The following is a 22,637-nucleotide window of genomic DNA, read 5'->3' on the forward strand; positions in this document are numbered from 1 at the left end:
TATTTTTTTAGAATTAATGGCTATTCACCCCTTTTTTTTCCGAATTAACCGCTGAGTCTTTGGTCTCAGTTGCTATAGGATGATTCGTTTTTTCTATTGGCTTAGCGGTGGATTCTGCCTCATTAGGGAGCCTTAAAAGTGCATGTTTAAAGACCTCATCGATCCATTCAACGGGCACAATTTCGATTTGCGAAGTGATCTCTTGTGAGATCTCTTTCAAATCCCGCACATTCTCATGCGGAATAAGCACTTTTTTAATGCCCCCTCTTAATGCCGCTAATAGCTTCTCTTTCAGTCCGCCGATTGGCAAAACAGCCCCTCTCAAGGTAATCTCCCCGGTCATAGCAACATCGGCTCTGACAGGAATCTCTGTAAACACAGAAGCAATGGCTGTACAGACCGCAATCCCTGCACTGGGACCATCTTTTTTGATGGCGCCTTCAGGGAAGTGCAAATGCAGGTCATATTTCTCATAAAAATCCTCTGCAAGCCCCAGTTGCTTAGATCGGCTGCGAATCACACTCATTGCGGTCTGGGTAGATTCTTGCATGACGCTGCCTAACTGACCTGTGGTGACGACTTTGCCCTTTCCTGGCATTTTGGTGGCTTCAATTCTTAATAAATCTCCGCCGACACGCGTCCAGGCCAAGCCAGAGACCTGTCCAATCTGATTTTGCTCATCAGCCAGACCAATGCGATAGCGAGCCACCCCAAGATATTCTTCAAGATTCTTCTCGTCGATACGTACAGGCGGCTGTTTTTCATTCAACACCAACTGCTTTACCACCTTACGACACAACTTGGCGATCTCTCGATCTAACAGCCGAACCCCAGCTTCACGGGTATAGAGTTGAATCATGCGCTGCAGCGCCTCATCCGTGACAGCAAGCTCACCGGTTTTCAAACCATGGGCTTCAAGTTGACGAGGTAAAAGATGTTTTTTCGCAATCTCCAACTTTTCCGCTTCGGTATAGCCGGCCAAATTGATCACTTCCATACGATCCAACAGAGGCTCTGGAATATCCATCGAGTTAGAGGTAGCCACAAACATCACATTTGAAAGATCATAGTCCACTTCTAGATAGTGATCATTAAAGCTCTTATTTTGCTCTGGATCGAGAACTTCCAATAAGGCACTGGCTGGATCTCCCCGAAAATCTTTGGCCATTTTGTCAATTTCATCCAATAAAAACAGCGGATTCACTGTGCCCGCATCTTTCATTTTCTGAATGATTTTACCGGGCATGGCGCCAATATAGGTGCGGCGATGTCCCCGAATTTCCGCCTCATCACGCACACCGCCTAATGACATGCGCACATACTTTCGGTGCGTCGCTTCTGCAATAGAGCGCGCCAAAGTGGTTTTTCCCACCCCTGGCGGTCCAACTAAGCATAAAATTGGCCCTTTTAATTTATTCACCCGCTTTTGCACCGCTAAATACTCGAGTATGCGTTCCTTAACTTTCTCTAGCCCTGCATGCTGGGCATCCAAAATCTGTTCCGCCTTTTCCAGATCTTTAGAGAGACGAGAACGCTTTTTCCATGGAATATTTAATAGCCAATCTAAATAATTGCGAACAATGGTTGCCTCTGGTGATTGCGGTGACATCATCTTCAGCTTTCTCAATTCCGAGTTAGCCTTCTCTTGCACAGCTTTTGGAAGCCCAACCGTTTCAATTTTTTCTTTTAGCTGTTTAAACTCATCGACGGTGTCTTCCTCTTCCCCCAGCTCTTTATGAATCGCTTTGATTTTTTCATGCAGATAAAAGTCTCTCTGCGTCTTATCCACTTGCTGTTTAACACGGGTATTAATCCGTCTTTCAGACTCTAAGATTTCAATTTCCGTCTCAAGATAGACCAATAATTTTTCAAGACGCTCAGTCTGATCCACCATCTCTAACAGCATCTGCTTTTTAGCCACATCCAAACTTAAGTTTGAGGAGACCAAATCGACCAAACGGTCTGCATCAAAAGTTTTAAGCACCGACTCTTTCACCTCTGTCGGCAATTTCTTTTTCAGTTCCGCATACACCTCAAATCGATCATGAATGGTTTGAACCAAAAGCATCAGTTCATCAGGATCAGGAATGGGAATTTTCAACCTTTGAATATCCCCCAATAAAACATCCTGCTCTTCTTTTAGCCCAATCAAATTGAAACGTTGCACACCTTCAATAAGCGCTTTAACTGTTCCATCAGGCAGTTTAAGGAGCTGTAAAATATTAGCCATGGTTCCCACCGGATAGAGATCCTCCAATTGAGGATGATCAATATCTGGGGTTTTCTGAGTGACCAAAAAAATCTGTTTGTCTTGTTGCATCGCCTCATTTAGAGCATTGACCGACTTCTCTCGACCAACAAAGAGTGGAATCACTGTGCCTGGAAACACGACCACATCTCTTAACGGGAGGACGAATACATTCATTTTCATTTCTATTTGATCTAAATCCATAGGTTTTTTTGTCTCTTAAAATAAAAATGGAGCCCTTGGACTCCATCTCATCGTTGTAAATTGAATAGGGCCTCAATTAACCACTGACTTTTTCAGTCTCTTCTTCTTTATAAACCAATAAAGGCGGATTTTTATTTTCGATCACCGCTTTATTGATAATGACTTTCTCAACATTTTTCATGCTGGGCAAGTCATACATGGTATCTAGCAAGATTTGCTCCATAATTGAGCGTAACCCCCGTGCCCCCGTTTTGCGTTCAATCGCCAATTTAGCAATCGCTTCTAATGCCTCAGTTTGAATTTGAAGCTCAACCCCTTCTAGTTCAAACATTTTCTGGAATTGTTTCACCAAAGCATTTTTAGGCTCTGTCAGGATTTGAATCAGGGCTTGCTCGTCCAACTCTTCAAGTGTGGCAATCACAGGTAAACGCCCAACAAATTCTGGAATTAAGCCAAACTTAATCAGATCTTCAGGTTCAATATCTTGAAGTTTTTTACGATTTTTTCGTTTATCTACTTCAGATTTGACCTCTGCAGCAAATCCAATGCCGGTGTTTTTTTCTGTGCGCTGTTCAATAATCTTATCTAAGCCTTCAAAAGCGCCCCCCACAATAAATAAAATCTTTGAAGTATCCACTTGGATCATGTCTTGATTAGGGTGCTTGCGTCCACCTTGAGGGGGAATATTGGCAATGGTTCCTTCCACCAATTTTAATAACGCTTGCTGAACACCTTCACCGGAAACATCGCGCGTAATCGAAGGGTTTTCAGATTTACGCGTAATTTTATCGATTTCATCAATATAGATAATGCCTCTTTCCGCTTTTTCAGGGTCATTATCACAACGCTGCAACAATTTAAGGACAATGCTCTCAACATCTTCCCCAACATAACCGGCTTCTGTCAAAGTGGTGGCATCCGCAATGGCAAAAGGCACATCTAAGAGTTTGGCTAGGGTTTGGGCCAAAAGCGTTTTTCCTGAACCTGTCGGACCAATCAGTAAGATATTACTTTTGGTCAATTCCACATCATCTTCTTTAAGGTTGGCATTTTGTAACCGTTTGTAATGGTTATAAACCGCCACAGCCAACACTTTCTTGGCTTGCTCTTGACCAATGACATACTCATCTAAAATTTGACTGATTTCATGAGGCGTTGGGAGATGTTCTAGCTCAAATTGGCTCATCGCCTCTTCGCCAAACTCTTCTCTCAAGATGTCATTACACAATTCGACACATTCATCACAAATATATACACTGGGACCCGCAATGAGCTTTTTCACCTCATCTTGGCTTTTTCCACAAAATGAACAATATAAATTTTTTTCACTCATCTATCTTTTCCTATAAAGTCGAGTCGATTATGCTCGACGGGTTAAGACCTGATCAATCAACCCATAATCCTTGGCTTCTTCAGCGCTCATAAAATTATCGCGATCAGTATCTTGTTCAATCCGTTCAATTGGCTGACCGGTATGCTCTGCCAGTAATCCATTTAATTTCTTTTTAATGGACAAAATTTCTTTTGCATGGATTTCAATATCACTTGCCTGACCTTGAAATCCACCTAAGGGTTGATGAATCATGACGCGCGCATTGGGCAGCGCATAACGCTTACCTTTCGCTCCCGCAGCTAACAAGAATGAACCCATACTGGCCGCTTGACCAATACACATGGTGGAAACATCCGGCTTAATAAATTGCATGGTATCATAAATGGCCATGCCGGCGGTCACACTGCCACCAGGCGAGTTGATATATAAGTGGATATCTTTATCCGGATTTTCAGATTCTAGGAAAAGCAACTGAGCGACAATCAAATTCGCCATATGATCCTCAACTTGCCCCACTAAAAATATGACACGCTCTTTTAATAACCGAGAGTAGATATCATAAGATCTTTCTCCTCTGCTGGTTTGTTCAATCACCATGGGTACTAAGGCATTTTGAATTGGATCCATCATAAAATTGTCTTTCCTAGAATTGTTGTCAATGAACTCATTAACCTGAATTAGGTATATAGAGACTATTTTCGTTTTTTTCAAGAAAAAAACCCTAATTGTAAGGCATCAACTCAGTCTCGCCCACAAAAAGGGTTTTTGAAAATGATTTATTGAGACCTTTGCATGAGTGGGATGCGAGCTAAAAATGAGAAAAAATTTTCCATATCTAGGCGGGAAACGCAGGCAGTAGCCAGCTATTGCCAAGTTTTCCAACAACGATTGGGGAAATTTTAGCCATTTTTAGCCGTAGAACCATCTCGTGCAAAGGTCTCTCTTATTAAGTATTAAGCCGCTGGATTAACGACTTCGTTAAAGCTTTTCTTCACTTCCTTCACTTTGGCTTGATCCAAAATCGCTTGGGCAACTTTATCTTCAGTCACCATCGCTTGAACTTCAGCTAAAGCTTGAGGATTTTGACGATACCAGTTGACCACTTCTTGGGGATCTTCATAAGCCGAAGCCTGCTCAGCAATATAGTTAGAGACCTCTTCGTCCGTCGCTTTAAAATCGCCATCCTTAATGGCTTGACCTAAAATCAAGCCTAATTTCACGCGTTTTTCCGCTTCATCTTTAAACTGATCTGCAGTTAAATTCACATCTTCAGCTTTAATGCCTTGCTGCTGAAGTTGCTGCACCGCACGGTTCATTAAACCTTCAACTTCTTGTTGAACCATTGATTGTGGCAGCTCCACTTCCACTTCAGTTTCTAAGGCATTGAAAACATTATTGCGATTTTGCTGTTTAACTGCATTCATCACTTCGCGTTCCATGTTGGTTTTGACTTCTTCACGCAAAGCTTCTTCAGTACCGGCTTCGATCCCTAAGGATTTCACAAATTCTTCATCAATTTCAGGCATCTCTTTCGTTTGTACCGAGTGAACGGTGACATCAAACTCAGCCTCTTTACCTTTCAGATTCTCCGCATGGTAATCTTCAGGGAAAGTCACTCTAATGGTTTTGGTTTCACCTTTTTTCATGCCGACCAACTGCTCTTCAAAGCCAGGAATCATTCGACCAGAGCCTAGGATAATCGGGACATCCTCTGCTTTTCCACCTTCGAACTCTTCACCATCCACGCGGCCAACAAAGCTGGCAATTACTTGGTCACCCTTTTTGGCTTTTTTGTTTGCATTGCAAGTACGCCAAGCCGCACGCTGTTCACGCAGCTTGTTTATCAATTCATCGACATCTTTATCTTCAATGTCCGCAACCACTTTTTCGACTTCTAATTCGCTGAATTCAGGCAATTGAATCTCTGGATAAGTTTCAAAATGGGCAATAAACTCGATTGTGCCATCTTCATCTTTCAGGTCATCAAACATTGGGTAACCTGCAACGCGTACCCCTTCTTTTTCTACGGCATCATAGAAAGCTTTTTGTAACGCTTCTCCTAAAAGCTCCTGACGCACAGAACCGCCATAACGTTTTTTCAAAACTTTTAAAGGCACTTTACCTGGACGGAAACCATCCATTTTGATTGTACGACGCATTTCATTTAAGCGCTGTTCGACTTTTTTATCCAACTCCTCAGAAGGGAAGCTGACCGTAATTTTATGTTTTAGACCTTGTTCTGGCTTTTCTAATTTGACTTGCATTATTCAATCTCGTTTAGTGGTTCTCGATAACGGCATTGAATGAAATCTGCCGCACCCTTAAAAATTTTAAATAAGCAATTATACTGCTTTTACACCCATTTTCAATGAAAGATCAATAAACGACTGATTTAGCTCAGTTGTCGGCGAAACTGCCGAAGTCCCAGGGCAAAAATCACACCGCCCAAAAGCATCAACCCGATCATAGAGTCGGCAATGGTTTTAAGCCCCGCGCCTTTTAACAAAACGGCATAACTCATCTCGGTGAAATAAGACAAAGGAGAGAGAAACATGGCATAGCGTAACACACTCGGCATGGCTTCAGGCGGCGTCCATGCACCGGATAAAAGAGAGATCGGTAAAATAAATAAGAGTGCCAACATCGCGACCTGTCCAAGATTACGACTAATGGAAGCGATAAAAAGACCGAAACCAGAAATCGCAAAAACATAGAGCGTGCTGACCAGATAAAAAAGACCAACATTTTGCAGCGGTACGTGAAATAGCGGCTGTATAATGCCATACAGACTTAGGGTGATAGCCAATAAAATCACCCCCCCCATGGCAATCACTTTGGGAAGAAGGATTTGCATCGGGGTCAGCGGAGAGACCATTAACTGTTCTATGGTCCCACGCTCTTTCTCACGCACCGCCGCCGCCGCAGTTAGAATCATGGTGATCATAGTGGTGACCGTGAGGAGTTCTGAAATACTCATAAACCAACTGTCTTCTTGGTTTGGGTTATAGCGTACTCGGTGCCGATCTTGAACAAAAGGAACATTTGCCATCTGTTGCGCATTCAGTCCCAGCCGTTGAAGGCTGTAATTTTGCGCAAATTGCCCGATCAGCTCTGCACTGTAGCCACTCATCAAAGAAGCAAGCGACATATTACTGGCATCCAACTGTAATTGCAGCGCCACCTGTTTTCCTTGCAGTAGATTTTGTTGAAATTGATTAGGAATATCCAAAATCGCCAGTGCTCGACTGTTATTCAAAACCGTTTCTGTTTGATGATCATCCTCTAATGCACCTTTATAAATCACATAAGGCGGTTGAAACGCATAAATCAATTCTCTAGAAATCTCACTATGATCATGATCACTTATCATTAAAGCCGCATTATTTAAAGTGATTTTTGCCCCTTTTCCGGCCAAATAGATCTCGGCAGTAAAAAAATAGGCAATAATAATCAACAACAAAGGGTCTCTTGAGAGCTGTTTAAGCTCCTTTAACACCATTATGGCCATACGTTGCCACCAGAGAATGATCTCTTTAATCTTCATTGTTTTGGCCTTTTATGAAAACTCAAATAAGCAATGCCGCCCAGCACAAGGGCATAAATTATCAAAGCCACTAGATTCCCCCACAACGCTTTCAAACCCAAGCCCTTTAAAAAAATACCCCAAGTCAGCTGAAGATAATACATCGCTGGAAACAGGTGCGCCTGAATCTGAGCGCTTTCCTCCATTGAAGAGAGCGGAATCAACAGCCCTGAATAGAGCATTGCCGGAATCATGGTTGAAACCAATGTTAACATCACTGCCGCGACTTGTGTTTTGACCAGAAATGAAATTAATAACCCAATCCCTGTGGTACACAAAACATAGACCATTGAAGCCAAAAGAAAAAACCCAGGACTGCCTTTAAAAGGCACATCAAATAGCCAGACAACCAACCCCCAAAGCAGCAACATATTAAAGAAAGAGATCAGGAAATAGGGCATCCACTTGCCTAAAATAAACTCTCCACGGCTAATCGTTGAAGTATAGATATTGTAAATAGAGCCATTCTCTTTTTCCCGCACGACCCCCAAGACACTGAGTAACGCTGGAGCGACCATCAACACCAACATCATAATACCGGTTGCGACAGACCAAATACTGCGCAGCGCTTGGTTAAATAAATAGCGTATCTGTAACTGAATGGGTTGCGTGAGCGCCTGTGCTTGCTGCTGAGTCACCCCCTGACGACGCATAATATATTCTGTCAAAAGGTGACTATTAAAGTGACCGATAATTGCCGACACATACCCTTTTGACACTTGCGCACGATAGGGAAAAGTGCCATCAATTAAACTCTGAACTTCCGCTGAGCGTCCTGATAGCAGACGCTCTTGAAATTTAGGCGGAATAATCAACGCAAAACGAATATCATTTCTAGCCAATAACTGATCCACCTCCGCTTCTCTCTGCACCTCTCCACGATAGTTAAAATAGCGGGAATCGATAAAACGATGAAGCAGATCTCGACTTAAAGCACTTTTATCTTGATCCAAAACCGCAAAAGGGATATTTTTGACATCAAAGGATAATCCCCATGCCAGCACCATCAACATCAACATGGGCAATAAAAACGCCATACTTAAAAACAGGCGATCACGTGTGATCTCACGCCACTCTTTATAAGCCACAGCCCAAATGCGCTGGCGATTCATCCGACTGACTCCTGCTTCTCTTGCCGACTGATTTGATAGACAAATACATCCTCTAAACTAGGAGAAATCTGCTTATAGTCCTGTAAAGTCAAACCCGATGCATCCAAGATCTGCTGGATAGATTGAATGGTTTTTTCCACATCATGCGTTAAAAGATGAATCTTATTGCCAAACAAGGCGGCCTGTTCAAAGCCTCCCTTCTGAATCCGTTGCAGTGCCTTGATCGGTTGATCTACCCGTAACGCTATTAAGCGACCCGCTTCTTGCTCCAAGGTGCTTTTCATCTTCAGCGGAGAATCATTCGCAATAACCCGACCCGCATACATTAAAGCAATTCGATCACAATGCTCTGCTTCCGTCATATAATGGGTCGTCACCAAAATCGCCACCCGTTCCTCCTTAGCCAAATGCAGTAACATCTGCCAAAATTGTCGTCTCCCCACCGGATCAACGCCAGAAGTCGGCTCATCTAAAAACAACACTTGCGGCCGGTGGACCAAAGCACAAATTAATGCCAGACGTTGACGCATCCCCATGGGCAACGATTTGACCAATGAATGGGTTCGCTTTTCAAGTCCCGCATAAGCAAGCAGCTCCGCAATGCGTATTTGACGCTTTTTACGCGCTACACCATAAATTTGTGCATACAGCTGCAGATTTTCGAGCACCGTCAGATCTTGATATAAAGAAAAAGCTTGCGACATGTAGCCTATGCGCTCTTTAATCGTTTGTGCCGCATTGTACATATTGGCACCGGCCACCCGGCCCTCTCCTGAGGTGGGCGGCAAAATCCCTGTGAGCATTCTAATCACGGTCGTTTTACCGGCACCATTTGCCCCCAGTAAGCCAAAAATCTCTCCTTGAGCAACCTGAAAACTAACATGATCAACCGCGCGAAAATCCCCAAAATCGCGCGTCAAATTCTCTGCAACAATGGCCATTTCTGTAGCCGATTCAACCGGCGCCGAAGAGACACTTGAAGTGATCCTATTGACCGAACTGCGCACTTCTTTTTGCTGTTTCAATAAAGCAATAAAGGTGTCTTCTAAAGTCGGTTCCTCTAACTCATAGGCGGTTAAGGTAAAATCGGGCACCTTTTGTCGAAAATAGGCAATCGCCTGCGCTTCAGAAACCCCCTCGAGGTAAACCCTAATGCGATTGCCCACCGCTTCCACTTGATCAAATGTCTCTATGAGCCTAGCAGTGACTGCCGCAGGATTGTCTGTTTCTATGGCTAAAATCGTGCCTGGATGCTCTTGCTGTATGCTTTCAGGTTCACCAGACGCTAAGATTCGACCTTGGTACATCATCGCCAAATGATGAAATCGGGTGGCTTCATCTAGATAGGCGGTCGATATCAGAGCGGTCATCCTCTGCGTTTGCAGCAATTCAGATAGAATGGACCAAAAATCTCTTCGCGAAACGGGGTCAACCCCCGTGGTGGGCTCATCTAGAATCAATAATTCAGGCTGATGAATCAAGGTGCATACCAAGCCCAGTTTCTGTTTCATTCCCCCAGATAGATGTTTCATCGGCCGATCACGGAATTTATGCAAACGGGTCATTTCTAGCAGTTTCTGTTTACGTTCTGCCAGGACATCTTCTGGAACAAGACGCAATTGCGCAAAAAAATCAATATTTTCCTCTACCGAAAGCTCGGCATAAAGGTTAGCGCCTAAACCCTGTGGCATAAACCCAATGCGTGCCTTAATCCGTTCCGCTGCGGCTTCAGAATCCAGCTTTTCATTAAAGACTTGTAATTCACCCTGTTCAAACGCTAAAACACCGGCCACAGCCTTCATAATACTGCTTTTACCCGCACCATCTGGACCAATCAAACCGTAGATTTCACCGCGTTGAATGGTTAAATCTAGGTTTTCAACGGCCACCCATTTTTTGTAACGCTTGTAAAAACCTTTTGCCCTCACAACCGTTTCTGTTTGCGGAACCTCTACCATTGAGGCGCAACCCATGGCGTTTTTTCATCCCAACGAATCATCGCGTCCGCAGGAAGACCCGGCGTATATCGATGTTGAGGATTTTGATCTAAATAGAGCTTAACGGCATACACCTGTTTCACCCGTTCATCGGGGGTTTGCACCTCTTTCGGGGTAAACTCTGCTTGAGAAGCAATGTAACGCACCGTTGCAGGCAGTGGCTGATTGGGGAAGGCATCGGTATAAATTCTAGCCGGTAAATTTAAACGCACTTTACCGATCTGTTTTTCAGGAATATAGACTTTTAAATAGAGCTGATCCAAATCCACAATATCGAACAAAGCTCTTCCCGCAGAGACCACCTCCCCTAAATTCGCCATACGTGTCGTGATCACGCCAGCTGCGGGAGCCTTAATGGTTAGATCATTTAAAGTGCTTTGCACTTCTAGCACGGCCGCATGCGCCTGTTTTAACTGAGCGGCCACAGCTTTGACTTTATCTTGTTGCGCTTTAATCTGTTCACGCCCCAATTCCGCCTCCGCCAATTGCTTTTGCGCTTGCACCAAGGCTGTTCGAGCGGTTTTTAAGTTGGCTAGCGCCACTTTCCATGCTAAGTCGGCCTGCTCACTCTGCAATTTTTTAATGGTGTTTTTTTGGAGCAGAACATGATACCGCTCAGCTTCTCTTTTTTTCTGACGCTCTGTCGCTTTCGCCGCTTCCAGTTGTGCTTGAGCATGTACGACACCCGCTTTTGCGGTGGCAATTTTTAAAGTCACACTTTGGGTAAACACATCCAGTTGCGTTTGCGCTAGGGTCAGTTGGGCTTGAATGGCCGCTTCTGCCGCTTGAGCCTGTTTAAGTTTGGCCTGGGTTTGTGCATCATCCAGCTGTATCAATGGCTGACCGGCCTGAACTTGGTCGCCTTCTCTCGCCAATAAGGCGATCACGCGACCCGGCCACTTACTGGCGACGGTATAGTGATCCCCCTCTATACGGCCATTGGCTTGAATTAAACCATCGGGAATAGCGGAATGGTATTGTTTGAACCACTCAAAAGCCCCCAAGGCAATCACCAGCCCCACTAATACCATAATGCCCAATTTACTCACTGTTTTCATCGCACACACCCTTTAAATTTAATGTCTTTACATTATAGTTTACTCTATCCAACACGCTCTTATATATGTTAAAATTTACAATAAATAGCATTTATTAATTAATCAAATATACAAATGGAGCTTTCATATGGTGATTGAACGCATTGTAATGATTGTTGCGGGCACAATGGTGTTGCTCGGTTTAGGGTTGGGACACTATGTGTCTGAAGCTTGGTATCTTTTAGATCTATTGGTAGGGGCAAGCTTAATTGTTTCTGGTTTAACTGGCTTCTGCCCAATGGTATTGATTTTGCGAAAACTTGGCTTTCAGCACGGTCCTGCCTTTAAATAAGTCCATCTACGCGCCTGCAAAGCAAAATGCGCAGGCGCTTTATTCTTCATTTTCTTCATATCTCTCGTAAATCTTCGCTTCCACGCTTTCCATTTCCGCTTCCAACTCCAGCCACTGCATCTCTAAATCTTCCATTTCCGCTTCTAACTCTGCTTGCTGTTTGAGGATAGATGTCAGGGTTTCCGAATCGGTCTGCTCATAAAAATCTGCCTGCTGCATTTGCTGGTGAATGGCAGTTAGCTGCTGTTGCGCTTTCGCTAGCTGCTGCTCAATCTTTTGTGACTGCTGCTTAAGGGGCTTAATGGCTGCTTGCACGGTTTTACGCAATTGCGCTTTTTGTTGTCGTTGTTGCTTTTTATTGCCCGCAGGACTGGGGATTTTGGCATTTTCTTGCGGCTTGTCATCGCTTTTTTGTTCAGCTTTCAATTGCGCGCTTTGTGCTTTCACCACTTCTAGTTGCGCTTGCAAATAAGACTCCAATCCCCCAATAAAAGGGACCACCTGTTTGTCATGCACCCACCAAAATTGATCCACAATCGAAGTGAGCAGATGGCGATCATGCGAGACGACAATAATGGCCCCCCTGAATTCCAATAGCGCCATCTCCAATGCATCTCGCGTTTCCATATCCAAGTGGTTGGTCGGCTCATCAAGAATAATCAGATTGGGTTTTTGCGACACAATCATCGCCAAAGAGAGTCGTGCCTTCTCGCCACCAGAAAACTGTTTGACCGGATCGAGCGCTTTTTCTCCCTTAAAGCCAAATTGTCCTAAAAAATCCCGCGCTTGCTGGTCGCTCATCTCTGTATTCAGTTTAAGTAAATGCTGCAAAGGATTCTGCTCTGGCGTCAAAGCTTCCAACTGATGTTGCGCAAAATACCCCACCTTCACCCCGCTACTGATGATCACCTTACCCGCTTGCGGCTTAAGCTCACCGATCAATACTTTCAAGAATGTCGATTTTCCGGAACCATTCACCCCTACCAAACCAATGCGATCACCTGCACGCAATACAATTTCCACGTCATGCAAAATGGGTGCTGTTTGCTCAGGATAACGGAAACTGACCTGTTCAACCTGAATCATCGGATCCGGCAGATGCTCTGGAGAAGCGAAGGTGAAGTGGAAAGGATTGGTTGCCTGCACCGCAGCGACCATCTCCATGCGTTCTAGCGCTTTGACGCGACTCTGTGCTTGTTTTGCTTTACTCGCTTTGGCTTTAAAGCGGCTGATAAAGGTTTGCAGATGTTGCATCTGCTGTTTCTGTTTATCATGCAGCGCCTGCTGCTGCATCAACTGCGCATGACGTTGACGCTCATAGGCGGCAAAGTTACCCGCATAATAATGCAGTTTGCGTTCGGCCAACAGCACTATGCCCTCAACCACTTGATCTAAAAAATATCGGTCATGAGAGATGACCATTAATGCCCCCTCATAGTGAGAGAGCCAGTTAGCCAGCCAGCTAACCGCTTCAATATCCAAATGGTTGGTCGGCTCATCCAATAACAGCAGATCTGCGCGCTGCATTAAGGCACGTGCCAATTTTAAACGCACCTGCCAGCCACCTGAAAAGTGGTGCAAAGGCTGATCAAATTCATGCGCTTTAAAGCCGAGCCCAAATAACAGCTGCTTTGCTTTCATTGGCACTTTGTAGCCTTGAATCAAATCCAGCTGATCATATAGTTGTACCAACTGCTCATGATTTTCAGCTTGCTCTGCTTGCTGTAATTGTTTTTGCAGCTCGCTATAGAGGGTATCCCCTTGCAGAACATATGCCATTGCGGTTAAGTCTGAAGCCGCCACTTCCTGTTCAACATACCCCACCTGCCAATTGGGCGGCATTTTTATGTCACCGCCATCCAAGTTTATTTGCCCAAGAATGGCTTTAAATAAGGTCGATTTTCCTGCGCCATTCTGACCAATTAGACCCACTTTCTGTCCTGGATGGAGCGTAAAACTGGCATCTTGTAAAAGGCAGAGACTGCCCGCATAGAGGGTGATATTTTGAATAGCAAGCATTGGTTAAATCAGTGCGGGTGGGGTAATCTGTGTCGGTTGCAGTCGACCTTCTGTTAACAGCATTTGACGATCTAATTTTGCGGCCAGTTTCAAATCATGGGTCACAATTAATAAAGCGGTGTTGAAATCTTGATTCAATCCCAGCATCAGCTCAAACACTTCATCCGCCGCCTTCTCATCTAAATTGCCTGTAGGTTCATCCGCTAAAATACAAGCGGGCTCTGTAATCAAAGCGCGAGCGATTGCCACCCGCTGCCGCTCTCCGCCCGACAGCTCACTCGGTTTATGGTGCAGACGATGCGCCAACCCTACTTTTTCCAACAGATATTCTGCTTTTTGCTGCGCTGTTTTCCAGGGGGTGCGACGAATGCGCAGCGGCATCATCACATTCTCTACCGCGGTTAATTCCGGCAATAGAAAATGAAATTGATAGACAAAGCCAATATAACGATTGCGCAACTGTCCTCTTTTAACCTCTGAAAGGTGAGAGAGCGGCTCGCCCATTAGAGTCACTTCACCCGCTGTCGGCTTATCTAAGCCGGCCAGCAGGTGTAACAGAGTGCTTTTTCCGGAGCCGGAGCTGCCGATAATGGCCAGTCGCTCTTGCGCTTGCAAACTGAGATTCAACGCTTTTAGCACAGGGGTGACCAAGTTACCTTCTTGATAAGTTTTAGCCAAATCTATCGCCTGCAGGACGGTTTTACTCATAACGCAATGCCTCCGCCGGTTGGACTCTGGAAGCGCGCCAAGCTGGGTAGAGTGTTGCCAATAGGGTTAAGATAAAGGCCAAAATGGTCACACTCCAAACATCGCTCCATTCAAGGTGGGAGGGGACTTCACTGATGTAATAGACATCTGGCGGGAAAAATTTAAAGCCAAAAGCCTTTTCAATCAAAGGCACAATCGTATGAATATTCAGACTTAAACTCACCCCGCCGAGTAACCCCAGCAGACCGCCAATCAACCCAATCACCAAACCTTGGGTCATAAAGATCCATTGAATGCTTAAAGGGGTTGCCCCTAGCGTGCGTAAGACCGCTATATCGCGCTGTTTATCGGTCACCACCATCACCATAGTGGACACTATATTAAAAGCGGCCACCATAATAATCAGTGCCAATACTATAAACATCATCTTTTTCTCCATATTGACCGCCCGGAAAAAATTTGCATGCTCTTGAGTCCAATCTTTCACGATATAGCCGACCCCCACCTTTTTTTCTATTGCTTGGCGCACCTGATGGACAAGGAAAAGGTCATCCAGTTTAAGCTGCAATCCGGTGACACGATCTTTTAATTTAAACAACTTTTGTGCATCGCGAAGATGCACCAGCACCAAGCCGCTGTCATACTCATACATCCCAGCATGAAAAACCCCGACCACTGTAAAGCGTTTTAAACGCGGTAAAAAGCCCATCGGGGAGGCATTCCCTTCAGGCGCAATCAAGGTAATCTTATCGCCTAGATTGACGCCCAATTTAGCGGCAGTTTCTGAACCCAAAATAATCCCATAGGGATGCAGTTCAAGATCGATTAACTGCCCAGCGATCAATTTACTTGCGATATCAGATACTTTCGGTTCTATGGTGGGCAAAATACCGCGTACCATCACTCCCTGCACAGCGCCTCCATGGGTCACCATCCCTTGCGCCATCACATTGGGCGCTGCACCCACCACATGCGGCACCCCTTCGATCTCTTTGTAAAGCTTTTCCCAATTGGAAAGCCGACGATCAAATTGGGTGATGGTCATATGCGAAGTCATACCCAAAATGCGAGAACGTAACTCTTCTTGAAAACCGTTCATAATACTCATCACGGTAATCAATGCGGTGACCCCTAAAGCAATGCCCAGCATGGATGAGAGTGAGATAAAAGAGATAAAGCCATTACGCCGTTTTGCACGGGTGTAACGCAATCCTAAAAACAGTTCAAAAGGGAGTTTAAACATCGGCACTAATCATGTGAAAGCGGTTGAAAAATAGGCAAGCGAATATCGCGACGAATCGCCCAATAGCGTAGCAGAAAAATGGTGATCACCGAGAGCGAAATCACCACATCTTCTGTCACCTGCCAGTGTGAGAGCAGTAAAAAAAGACTCGCCCCCACAAAAGAGGCGGTGGCATAAATCTCTTTTCGGAAAATGAGGGGCACTTCCCCCATCAAGACATCACGAATCACCCCACCCACAACACCGGTCATCATGCCGGTCATAATCGCTATGGCATCATCCAACCCTAGCAGCATCGCTTTTTGCGTACCAATAATGGTAAAAGCGGCTAAGCCTAGGGCATCCAAATAGACTAAAGGGGTGATCGGGATCGGTTTTAAACGCGCAAAGAAAAACAGAAAGAGGGCTGAAATCACCACTATATAAACATAGATAGGTTGCATGACCCAAAACACCGGCTGCCCTAACAATAGGTCTCTTAAGGTACCGCCACCAATCGCCGTCACCATCGCAATGACAATGGCGCCAAAAAGATCTAACGCCTTACGAGAGGCAGCCAGCAACCCGGTCATCGCAAAAACGACCGTACCGATTAAATCTAAATAGTGAAGGGTGGTATGAATCAACATGAGCGATATTATACACGCTGATTTATCGCCCATGTTGTTTTGAAGTCTACGCTGATTAACGTTTCAGAAACTCTAAAATATGCGGCCAAGCATCCTCTAAATGTTGAAAAGCGTGATCGCCTTGCTCATAAATCAAGCACTTGCAGCGATCTTGATAAAGCGCCATCGCATAATTTGGGTCAAGCACTTCATCCCCACGATCAATTAAGAGTAATGCCTCTTCCCACGCTTCAGGGGTGACGTCATAAGTCGCCAACTGTGCCAAATACTGCTCATTAATATTGATTTGCTCACGCGTTCGAGGGTGCTGGTGTTCGCCCATATGCTCTGACAGGGTGGTTACAGGGTCTAAAGCAGGATTAATCATAATGTAGGGCACGCCATATTGACGCGCAATATATTGCGCATAATAGCCACCCATTGAGGACCCCATCACGGCCCAGTCGATAGGCGTCTCTTCCGTTTGATCTGCAAGCATCTGATACTCAATATAGTTTTTAATATATCCGACACTGATATCTGGTAATGAGATGGGGTAAGTGATGCAGTGTACCTGCACATTGGGCATATCCTCTGCGAGTCGTTGCTTGACAAATTGCCCTTTCACACTGTTTTCATCACTCAAAAAACCGTGTAGGTAAAGTAAATGTTGTGTCTTCATCTGCTATAATCCCCTTATGATCAAAAAGCCCCAAATGATTGAACGACAAACGGCCAAACCCATCTATGAAGCAGCTAAACAACTGGGTTTGTCTGATCTACAAGCCAAACTGGTGGCCAACCGTTTAAACCCCGATACCGATCCAGACTGGCCGGAAACGCTTAAAAAAATTGTCTTTCCTAAATTAAAACACATTCAACCACCGACTGCATTGAAAAATGCACAAAAAGCCGCAGAACTGATTGCCGATGCCATTGAAGGCGAAGGGCAAATCGTATTAGCGACCGACTATGATACAGACGGTGTTACTTCCGCCTGGGTGGGTACCCGAGCCTTGATTGATTATTTTGACGTGCCGCCAGAGCGTATTACGCATGTGATTGGCGAACGTAAAACCGGCTATGGCATTACCGATGAAGTGGTTGAACGCATTTTAAACATTGAGCAACCCATTGAACTGGTGATTACCGCAGACCAAGGCTCCAGCGATGAGCCTAGGATTCAAAAATTAGCACAAGCGGGCATCAAAGTGTGTGTCACCGACCACCATCAAATGGCGATAGAAGGTCCGCCACCGAGCGCAGTCTGTACGGTCAACCCACAACAAGCAGGCTGTAACTATGATAAGACCGTCGCCGGCTGTTATGTCCTCTTTCTGGTGATGAGTCAAGTTCGACGTGTGCTGATTGAACGTGGAAAGATTTCCGCCGATACCCCAACACTCAAAAACTTAGCCCTGAATGTCGCTTTGGGAACGGTTGCCGACAGTGTCAGCTTAAAAAGTCCGAATAACCGCGCCATTGTGCTCGCCGGTCTTGCCCAAATTAATCAGTTTACCGTTCCTGCATGGCAAGCCATGCGTCAATTTCATGATAATCAAAACCAACCCTTTAATGCCGAATATCTCGGTTTTCAAGTGGCGACACGTATCAATGCAGCCAGTCGAGTCAGCAATGTCAACACCGCTTTTCAATTCCTCAATGCAAACTCTATTTCAGAAGCCTTATTGGCTTTACAGCAGCTGGATGAAGACAATGCCCAACGTAAACTGCAGCAGCAGGCCATGCTTGATCAAGCCAATGCTATCGCGCAGGCACTTTATCACCCTAATAAATATAGTCTCGCCATTAAAATGACGGGGAATGCGGGGATACAAGGGATTATTGCCTCCCGCATTGGTGAACGCTATGGCGTCCCCACTGTAGCGATGACCGACTTGGAGGACGGTTACCTGGCCGGTTCAGGTCGTGGCATTGTGCCCAGTGTGGACTTACGTGAAGCTTTTCAGTGGATGAGTGAGCAGGATTCAGAACTGTTTAAGTCGATGGGCGGCCACAAAGGCGCCGCAGGTTGTATGATTCCGATTGAAAAATATGAGGTCTTTGCCGACCTATTTGAACAGGCGATTCAACAACAGTTAGGCAAGGAAGCCCCCTGCCCGATCATTGAAACCGATGGCACCTTACCGGATCAATGGCTAACCCCCGCACTCATCGAAGAGCTCAACCAGCTAGAGCCCTATGGACGAGAGTGGCCGCAACCCGTTTTTTCAGGCACTTTTTTAATTGACCAGGTCAAAGCAGTGGGTCAAACCCAAACCCATCTCTCTTTTCGCCTAGTCAGCGAAAGTGGCCAACGTTTCAGCGCGATTTTCTTTAATGCGAAACAAGACGCCGACGAACCGACGACATGGGTGCCTGGCGAGAAGATCCTATGCGCCTATCAACCTGCATTAAATACCTTTTATGGGCGCACCTCATTGCAGCTAAGAATCCTAGCGATCGACTGAAAGCGCCTTAACCAGCTTTTTATTCCACCGCCAAAAGCGTTTTAAATCTTTAGGTTGAATGTGATATTGCACCCCATTACCCAGCACCAATAAAAGGGAGTGCACTTCACCCGCTTTAAGGGCTTGTAATAAAGCAGCAAACCAACGCGCTTCTAAATCCTGGAGCACCTCTATCCATTGCGTTTCCGTCAAGTTAGAAAGCTGTTCAGATAGCTGATCCATCACCAATAAGAGATGTCGGCCGCTGTTTTCTGACAACAGCTGACGGCAGGACTGGGAATTCTGTATCTTTTCAGGCGAAATATCTGATATTTCAGCCTGAATTAATTTGGCCAAGCCTTTTAAATAAGGGGATTGCGCAAAAATTTTTAAATCCGGCTTGCTCTGGATTTTTTCAACCTCTAACTGCCCTTCTCCCCACACCCAAATCCCATTGATTTCAGATAGGCCTTGTGCACGTCGCTTTTCATTTACGGGATGGGTATAAAACAACATCTGCGTTTCATTCATCAGCTTGAGCCAATAATTGGCCGCATTTCCTTGCGGTGAGCATGCCATTAAGGGCGTCATGGTGGCATCGGCTAAAGGTGTCGTCCGTAAGTCAATCGGCTGCGCGATAGATAGATACCAACGGTTAGGCGCGCCATAATAGAGTTGCAGCCCTTCTTCGGCAAAATGTTGATTAAAAGCGTGCAATAATGCTTGGGATTCGTCTTCGGTAATGCCGAGTTGATTTTGCGGCAACATTAACAGCGTATCGCGATCAGGTACAAAGTGAACGGGATCCACCTTCACCCAAAAATGCGCTTTTTGAGAGGCAAACGCCGATACCTCTGCCATCGCTGTAGTGGGCGCAATGGGGATTAAGTCAGGTTGATGAGCTAAATAACTGGCCGTGCGAAAAAATTGAGCGGACTGCTTCAATTTTTCAGGCAAAGGCAACCGCTGGCCTTTAGAAAGTAACGTTTGTAAGGCCGGCAGTTGCAGCTGAGGCAACTGCTCTGATTCAGCCAGTCTGCCCTTAGAGAAAACCCCCGGCAACCATAAGGTAACCGCACAGGAAGCGTTAGATTGAGAAGCGGCTAAAGACACGAATAACTTTCAAAATCCCCAATGCGAATGCGCATCACTTCACCGTCCACTTCAGGCAGTTGACTCAACTGAGCAATGGCTTTCTCCATCGCAGATTCAACCACCTGATCTGTCAACATCACAATCGTGGCATCTTCTGGCTGTTTTTGGCAAGGCTCTTGATGGAGTTTTTCGATGCTGATGCCTTCCTCCGCCAAAATCGTACTCACTTTAGCCAAAACCCCTGCATGATCTTTGGCAAAGAAACGCAAATAAAAGGCGGAAGCCACCGTTTGAATATCGACGACCTCAAGGGTTTCATCCAGCTGCTGATACCCTAAAGGCGCTACGGGTAGGTTCGCTTGCATGGCGCGAATACAGTCCACAATATCCGCGACCACCGCACTGGCCGTTGGCCCAGCCCCCGCACCTGGACCATAATAAAGAGTTTCTCCAACGGGTTCTCCATAAGTCATCACTGCATTCATGACCCCATTCACATTGGCAAGCAGTACGTTATTCGCGACCAGCGTTGGGTGCACTCTTAATGAGACACCTTTATCGGTTTTTGAGGCCACCCCTAAGTGCTTAATTTGATACCCCATCTGCTCTGCAAACTGAATGTCTTCTGCTGTGACTTGACTAATGCCTTCGGTATAGACTTTTTCAAAATGAAGCGGTATGCCAAAAGCGATTGAAGCCAAAATGGTCAATTTATGCGCCGCATCAATCCCTTCCACATCAAAAGTTGGATCGGCTTCCGCATACCCTAAATCCTGAGCCACTTTCAGCACTGAATCAAAGTCTGCGCCGGGTTTTTTCATTTCGCTCAAGATATAGTTACCCGTTCCATTAATAATCCCCGCAACCCATTGCATGCGGTTCGCCGCTAACCCTTCACGCAGTGCTTTAATGATCGGAATCCCACCGGCAACCGCCGCTTCATAAAAAATATGCACCTTATGGATCGCCGCTAAGGTAAACAGTTCATTCCCATGCTCTGCAATCAATGCCTTATTAGCGGTAACAATGTGCTTACCGTTTTGAATCGCTTGTTCAAGCAACTTTTTGGCGAGTCCCGTGCCCCCCATCAATTCAACAACAATATCCACTTCCGGATGGTTCACCACCTTTTCAGGCTCTGTGGTCAACTCGATCGATCCAGTCTCAACCGCACGCGGTTTATTTAGATCGCGTACAGCAATTATTTTGACCGCAATTTCCACCCCTAAACGACGGCGAATCTCAGCGATATTTTGTTGGAGAATCTGCAGGGTTCCGCCTCCGACGGTCCCAAAACCTAAAAGGCCAATTTGAATGGTTTTCACGGTGTTAATCCTTTTGCTCTTCTTTCTCTGCTTGTTGTGCAATAAAAACTTCATCCGGGATAAAGCCATCTTTTCGGAACATCTCGCGAATACCGCGAATGGCTTGCCGCGTACGATGTTCATTCTCAATCAAACTAAACCGGACATGATCATCCCCATATTCGCCAAAACCAATACCTGGTGAAACCGCTACTTTGGCTACTTGAAGCAGATGCTTAGAAAACTCTAAAGATCCCATCTCTTTATAGAATTCGGGGATTTTCGCCCAAACGAACATGGTAGCTGCAGGGGGTGTCACCGACCAACCGACACTGTTTAACCCGTGACAGAGCACATCACGACGCTGTTTATACATATCGCGAATCTCAGCTACACACTCTTGAGGTCCTTCCAATGCGGTAATGGCCGCCACTTGAATAGGGGTATACATGCCATAATCTAAATAGGATTTCATGCGTTTAAGCGCATGCACAAGGGTCGGATTGCCGACCATAAAGCCAACACGCCAACCTGGCATATTGTAACTTTTTGACAAGGTATAAAATTCCACCGCTATATCTTTTGCCCCTTCCACCTGCATAATCGAAGGCGCTTTATGACCATCAAACACAATATCTGCGTAGGCCAGATCGTGAATCACCCAAATATTATGCTTTTTAGCAATGGCGACCACTTTTTCAAAAAATTCCAAATCTACCATTTGCGTCGTCGGGTTTCCGGGAAAATTGAGCAGCAACATTTTAGGCTTGGGCCAAGTGTCTTTTATCGCCTTTTTCAGCTCTTCAAAAAAGTCCACCTCTTCGGTCATCGGCACATGCCGAATATCCGCACCCGCAATCACAAAACCATAAGGATGAATCGGATAAGCTGGATTGGGGACTAAGACTGTATCGCCCTGTTCAACAGTGGCTAAAGCCAAATGCGCCAATCCCTCTTTCGAACCAATCGTGACAATCGCTTCACTATCTGGATCGAGCTCCACGTCAAATTTATTTTGATACCAATTACAAATCGCTTTACGCAAACGTGGAATACCTTGAGAGACCGAATAACGGTGTACCCCTTCTCTTTGCGCCACCTCTACCAGCTTATCTACGATGTGTTTGGGGGTGTCTTGATCAGGATTGCCCATACCAAAGTCAATAATATCCTCCCCACGGCGACGCGCTTCCGCTTTTAATTCACCAACGATATTAAACACATAAGGAGGAAGTCGTTTGATTCTTTGAAATTCTTCGGTCACAGCAATTCCTTTACACAACATAATGGGTGAAATAGAAGCCGTACATTTTAGCACCTCATCTAATAAAATTCACAGTAAAA

18 protein-coding genes are annotated in these 22,637 nt (G+C 45.4%); 2 read left to right on the plus strand and 16 right to left on the minus strand.

Annotated features, from left to right (window positions below; translation table 11 throughout):
* Positions 1-13: 13 nt before the first annotated feature.
* The 8 genes from lon to ACYQ05_RS02940 form a co-directional block, all read right to left on the minus strand.
* On the minus strand, positions 14-2,452 hold the full coding sequence (lon, locus tag ACYQ05_RS02905) for an endopeptidase La (protein ID WP_459818157.1): 2,439 nt from the start codon (positions 2,450-2,452) through the stop codon (positions 14-16).
* A 76-nt stretch (positions 2,453-2,528) separates the two neighbouring features.
* Positions 2,529-3,785, minus strand: a complete 1,257-nt coding sequence (gene clpX, locus ACYQ05_RS02910; RefSeq protein ID WP_459818158.1) for an ATP-dependent Clp protease ATP-binding subunit ClpX — start codon at positions 3,783-3,785, stop codon at positions 2,529-2,531.
* 27 nt (positions 3,786-3,812) lie between these two features.
* Positions 3,813-4,415, minus strand: a complete 603-nt coding sequence (gene clpP, locus ACYQ05_RS02915) for an ATP-dependent Clp endopeptidase proteolytic subunit ClpP (protein ID WP_459818160.1) — start codon at positions 4,413-4,415, stop codon at positions 3,813-3,815.
* Positions 4,416-4,738: 323 nt separating this feature from the next.
* Entirely contained in the window at positions 4,739-6,049 is a 1,311-nt protein-coding gene (gene tig, locus ACYQ05_RS02920; RefSeq protein WP_459818162.1) for a trigger factor, read from the minus strand.
* 128 nt (positions 6,050-6,177) lie between these two features.
* Entirely contained in the window at positions 6,178-7,329 is a 1,152-nt protein-coding gene (locus tag ACYQ05_RS02925) for an ABC transporter permease (protein ID WP_459818164.1), read from the minus strand.
* Complete coding sequence (locus ACYQ05_RS02930) at positions 7,326-8,480, minus strand: ABC transporter permease (RefSeq protein ID WP_459818166.1); 1,155 nt, start codon at positions 8,478-8,480, stop codon at positions 7,326-7,328. The genes ACYQ05_RS02925 and ACYQ05_RS02930 overlap by 4 nt, the downstream gene beginning before the upstream one ends.
* Positions 8,477-10,453, minus strand: coding sequence for an ATP-binding cassette domain-containing protein (locus tag ACYQ05_RS02935; RefSeq protein WP_459818168.1), 1,977 nt, complete (start codon positions 10,451-10,453; stop codon positions 8,477-8,479). The genes ACYQ05_RS02930 and ACYQ05_RS02935 overlap by 4 nt, the downstream gene beginning before the upstream one ends.
* On the minus strand, positions 10,432-11,535 hold the full coding sequence (locus ACYQ05_RS02940; protein ID WP_459818169.1) for an HlyD family secretion protein: 1,104 nt from the start codon (positions 11,533-11,535) through the stop codon (positions 10,432-10,434). Before ACYQ05_RS02940 ends, ACYQ05_RS02935 begins: the two co-directional genes overlap by 22 nt.
* A 127-nt stretch (positions 11,536-11,662) precedes the next feature.
* On the opposite strand from ACYQ05_RS02940, the gene ACYQ05_RS02945 reads away from it, so the two are divergent.
* Positions 11,663-11,866: a YgaP family membrane protein gene (locus ACYQ05_RS02945; protein WP_459818171.1), complete on the plus strand. Its 204-nt coding sequence runs from the start codon at positions 11,663-11,665 to the stop codon at positions 11,864-11,866.
* A 39-nt stretch (positions 11,867-11,905) separates the two neighbouring features.
* Here the strand turns inward: ACYQ05_RS02945 and ACYQ05_RS02950 are convergent, their stop codons facing one another.
* From ACYQ05_RS02950 to ACYQ05_RS02970, 5 genes are read right to left on the minus strand one after another with little or no spacing between them, the layout of a single operon-like run.
* Positions 11,906-13,885 carry an ABC-F family ATP-binding cassette domain-containing protein gene (locus tag ACYQ05_RS02950; RefSeq protein WP_459818172.1) on the minus strand — a complete coding sequence of 660 codons (1,980 nt, stop codon included), beginning with the start codon at positions 13,883-13,885 and terminating at the stop codon, positions 11,906-11,908.
* Between the two features lie 3 nt (positions 13,886-13,888).
* Positions 13,889-14,593: a lipoprotein-releasing ABC transporter ATP-binding protein LolD gene (gene lolD / locus ACYQ05_RS02955; RefSeq protein WP_459818174.1), complete on the minus strand. Its 705-nt coding sequence runs from the start codon at positions 14,591-14,593 to the stop codon at positions 13,889-13,891.
* Positions 14,586-15,836: a lipoprotein-releasing ABC transporter permease subunit gene (locus ACYQ05_RS02960; RefSeq protein WP_459818176.1), complete on the minus strand. Its 1,251-nt coding sequence runs from the start codon at positions 15,834-15,836 to the stop codon at positions 14,586-14,588. The genes lolD and ACYQ05_RS02960 overlap by 8 nt, the downstream gene beginning before the upstream one ends.
* A 5-nt stretch (positions 15,837-15,841) precedes the next feature.
* Positions 15,842-16,465, minus strand: a complete 624-nt coding sequence (locus ACYQ05_RS02965; RefSeq protein ID WP_459818178.1) for a trimeric intracellular cation channel family protein — start codon at positions 16,463-16,465, stop codon at positions 15,842-15,844.
* Between the two features lie 55 nt (positions 16,466-16,520).
* Positions 16,521-17,126: a YqiA/YcfP family alpha/beta fold hydrolase gene (locus ACYQ05_RS02970; protein WP_459818180.1), complete on the minus strand. Its 606-nt coding sequence runs from the start codon at positions 17,124-17,126 to the stop codon at positions 16,521-16,523.
* A gap of 34 nt (positions 17,127-17,160) precedes the next feature.
* On the opposite strand from ACYQ05_RS02970, the gene ACYQ05_RS02975 reads away from it, so the two are divergent.
* A complete protein-coding gene (locus ACYQ05_RS02975; protein ID WP_459818182.1) occupies positions 17,161-18,915 on the plus strand; it encodes a single-stranded-DNA-specific exonuclease RecJ in 1,755 nt (584 codons plus the stop codon).
* Here ACYQ05_RS02975 and ACYQ05_RS02980 read toward each other — a convergent pair.
* Genes ACYQ05_RS02980 through alaC form a run of 3 tightly spaced genes read right to left on the minus strand, consistent with a single transcriptional unit; the run spans position 18,901 to position 22,557 of the window.
* On the minus strand, positions 18,901-20,007 hold the full coding sequence (locus tag ACYQ05_RS02980; RefSeq protein WP_459818184.1) for a hypothetical protein: 1,107 nt from the start codon (positions 20,005-20,007) through the stop codon (positions 18,901-18,903). The two genes, ACYQ05_RS02975 and ACYQ05_RS02980, sit on opposite strands and share 15 nt — an antisense overlap.
* Positions 19,998-21,314 (minus strand): homoserine dehydrogenase, encoded by a 1,317-nt coding sequence (locus tag ACYQ05_RS02985; RefSeq protein ID WP_459818186.1) that lies wholly within the window; start codon positions 21,312-21,314, stop codon positions 19,998-20,000. The genes ACYQ05_RS02980 and ACYQ05_RS02985 overlap by 10 nt, the downstream gene beginning before the upstream one ends.
* Positions 21,315-21,318: 4 nt before the next feature.
* The gene (alaC, locus tag ACYQ05_RS02990; RefSeq protein ID WP_459818188.1) at positions 21,319-22,557 is read right to left on the minus strand and encodes an alanine transaminase; all 1,239 of its coding nucleotides are present in this window, start codon (positions 22,555-22,557) and stop codon (positions 21,319-21,321) included.
* Between the last annotated feature and the right edge of the window lie 80 nt (positions 22,558-22,637).

This window comes from Galenea microaerophila (genome assembly GCF_054657255.1).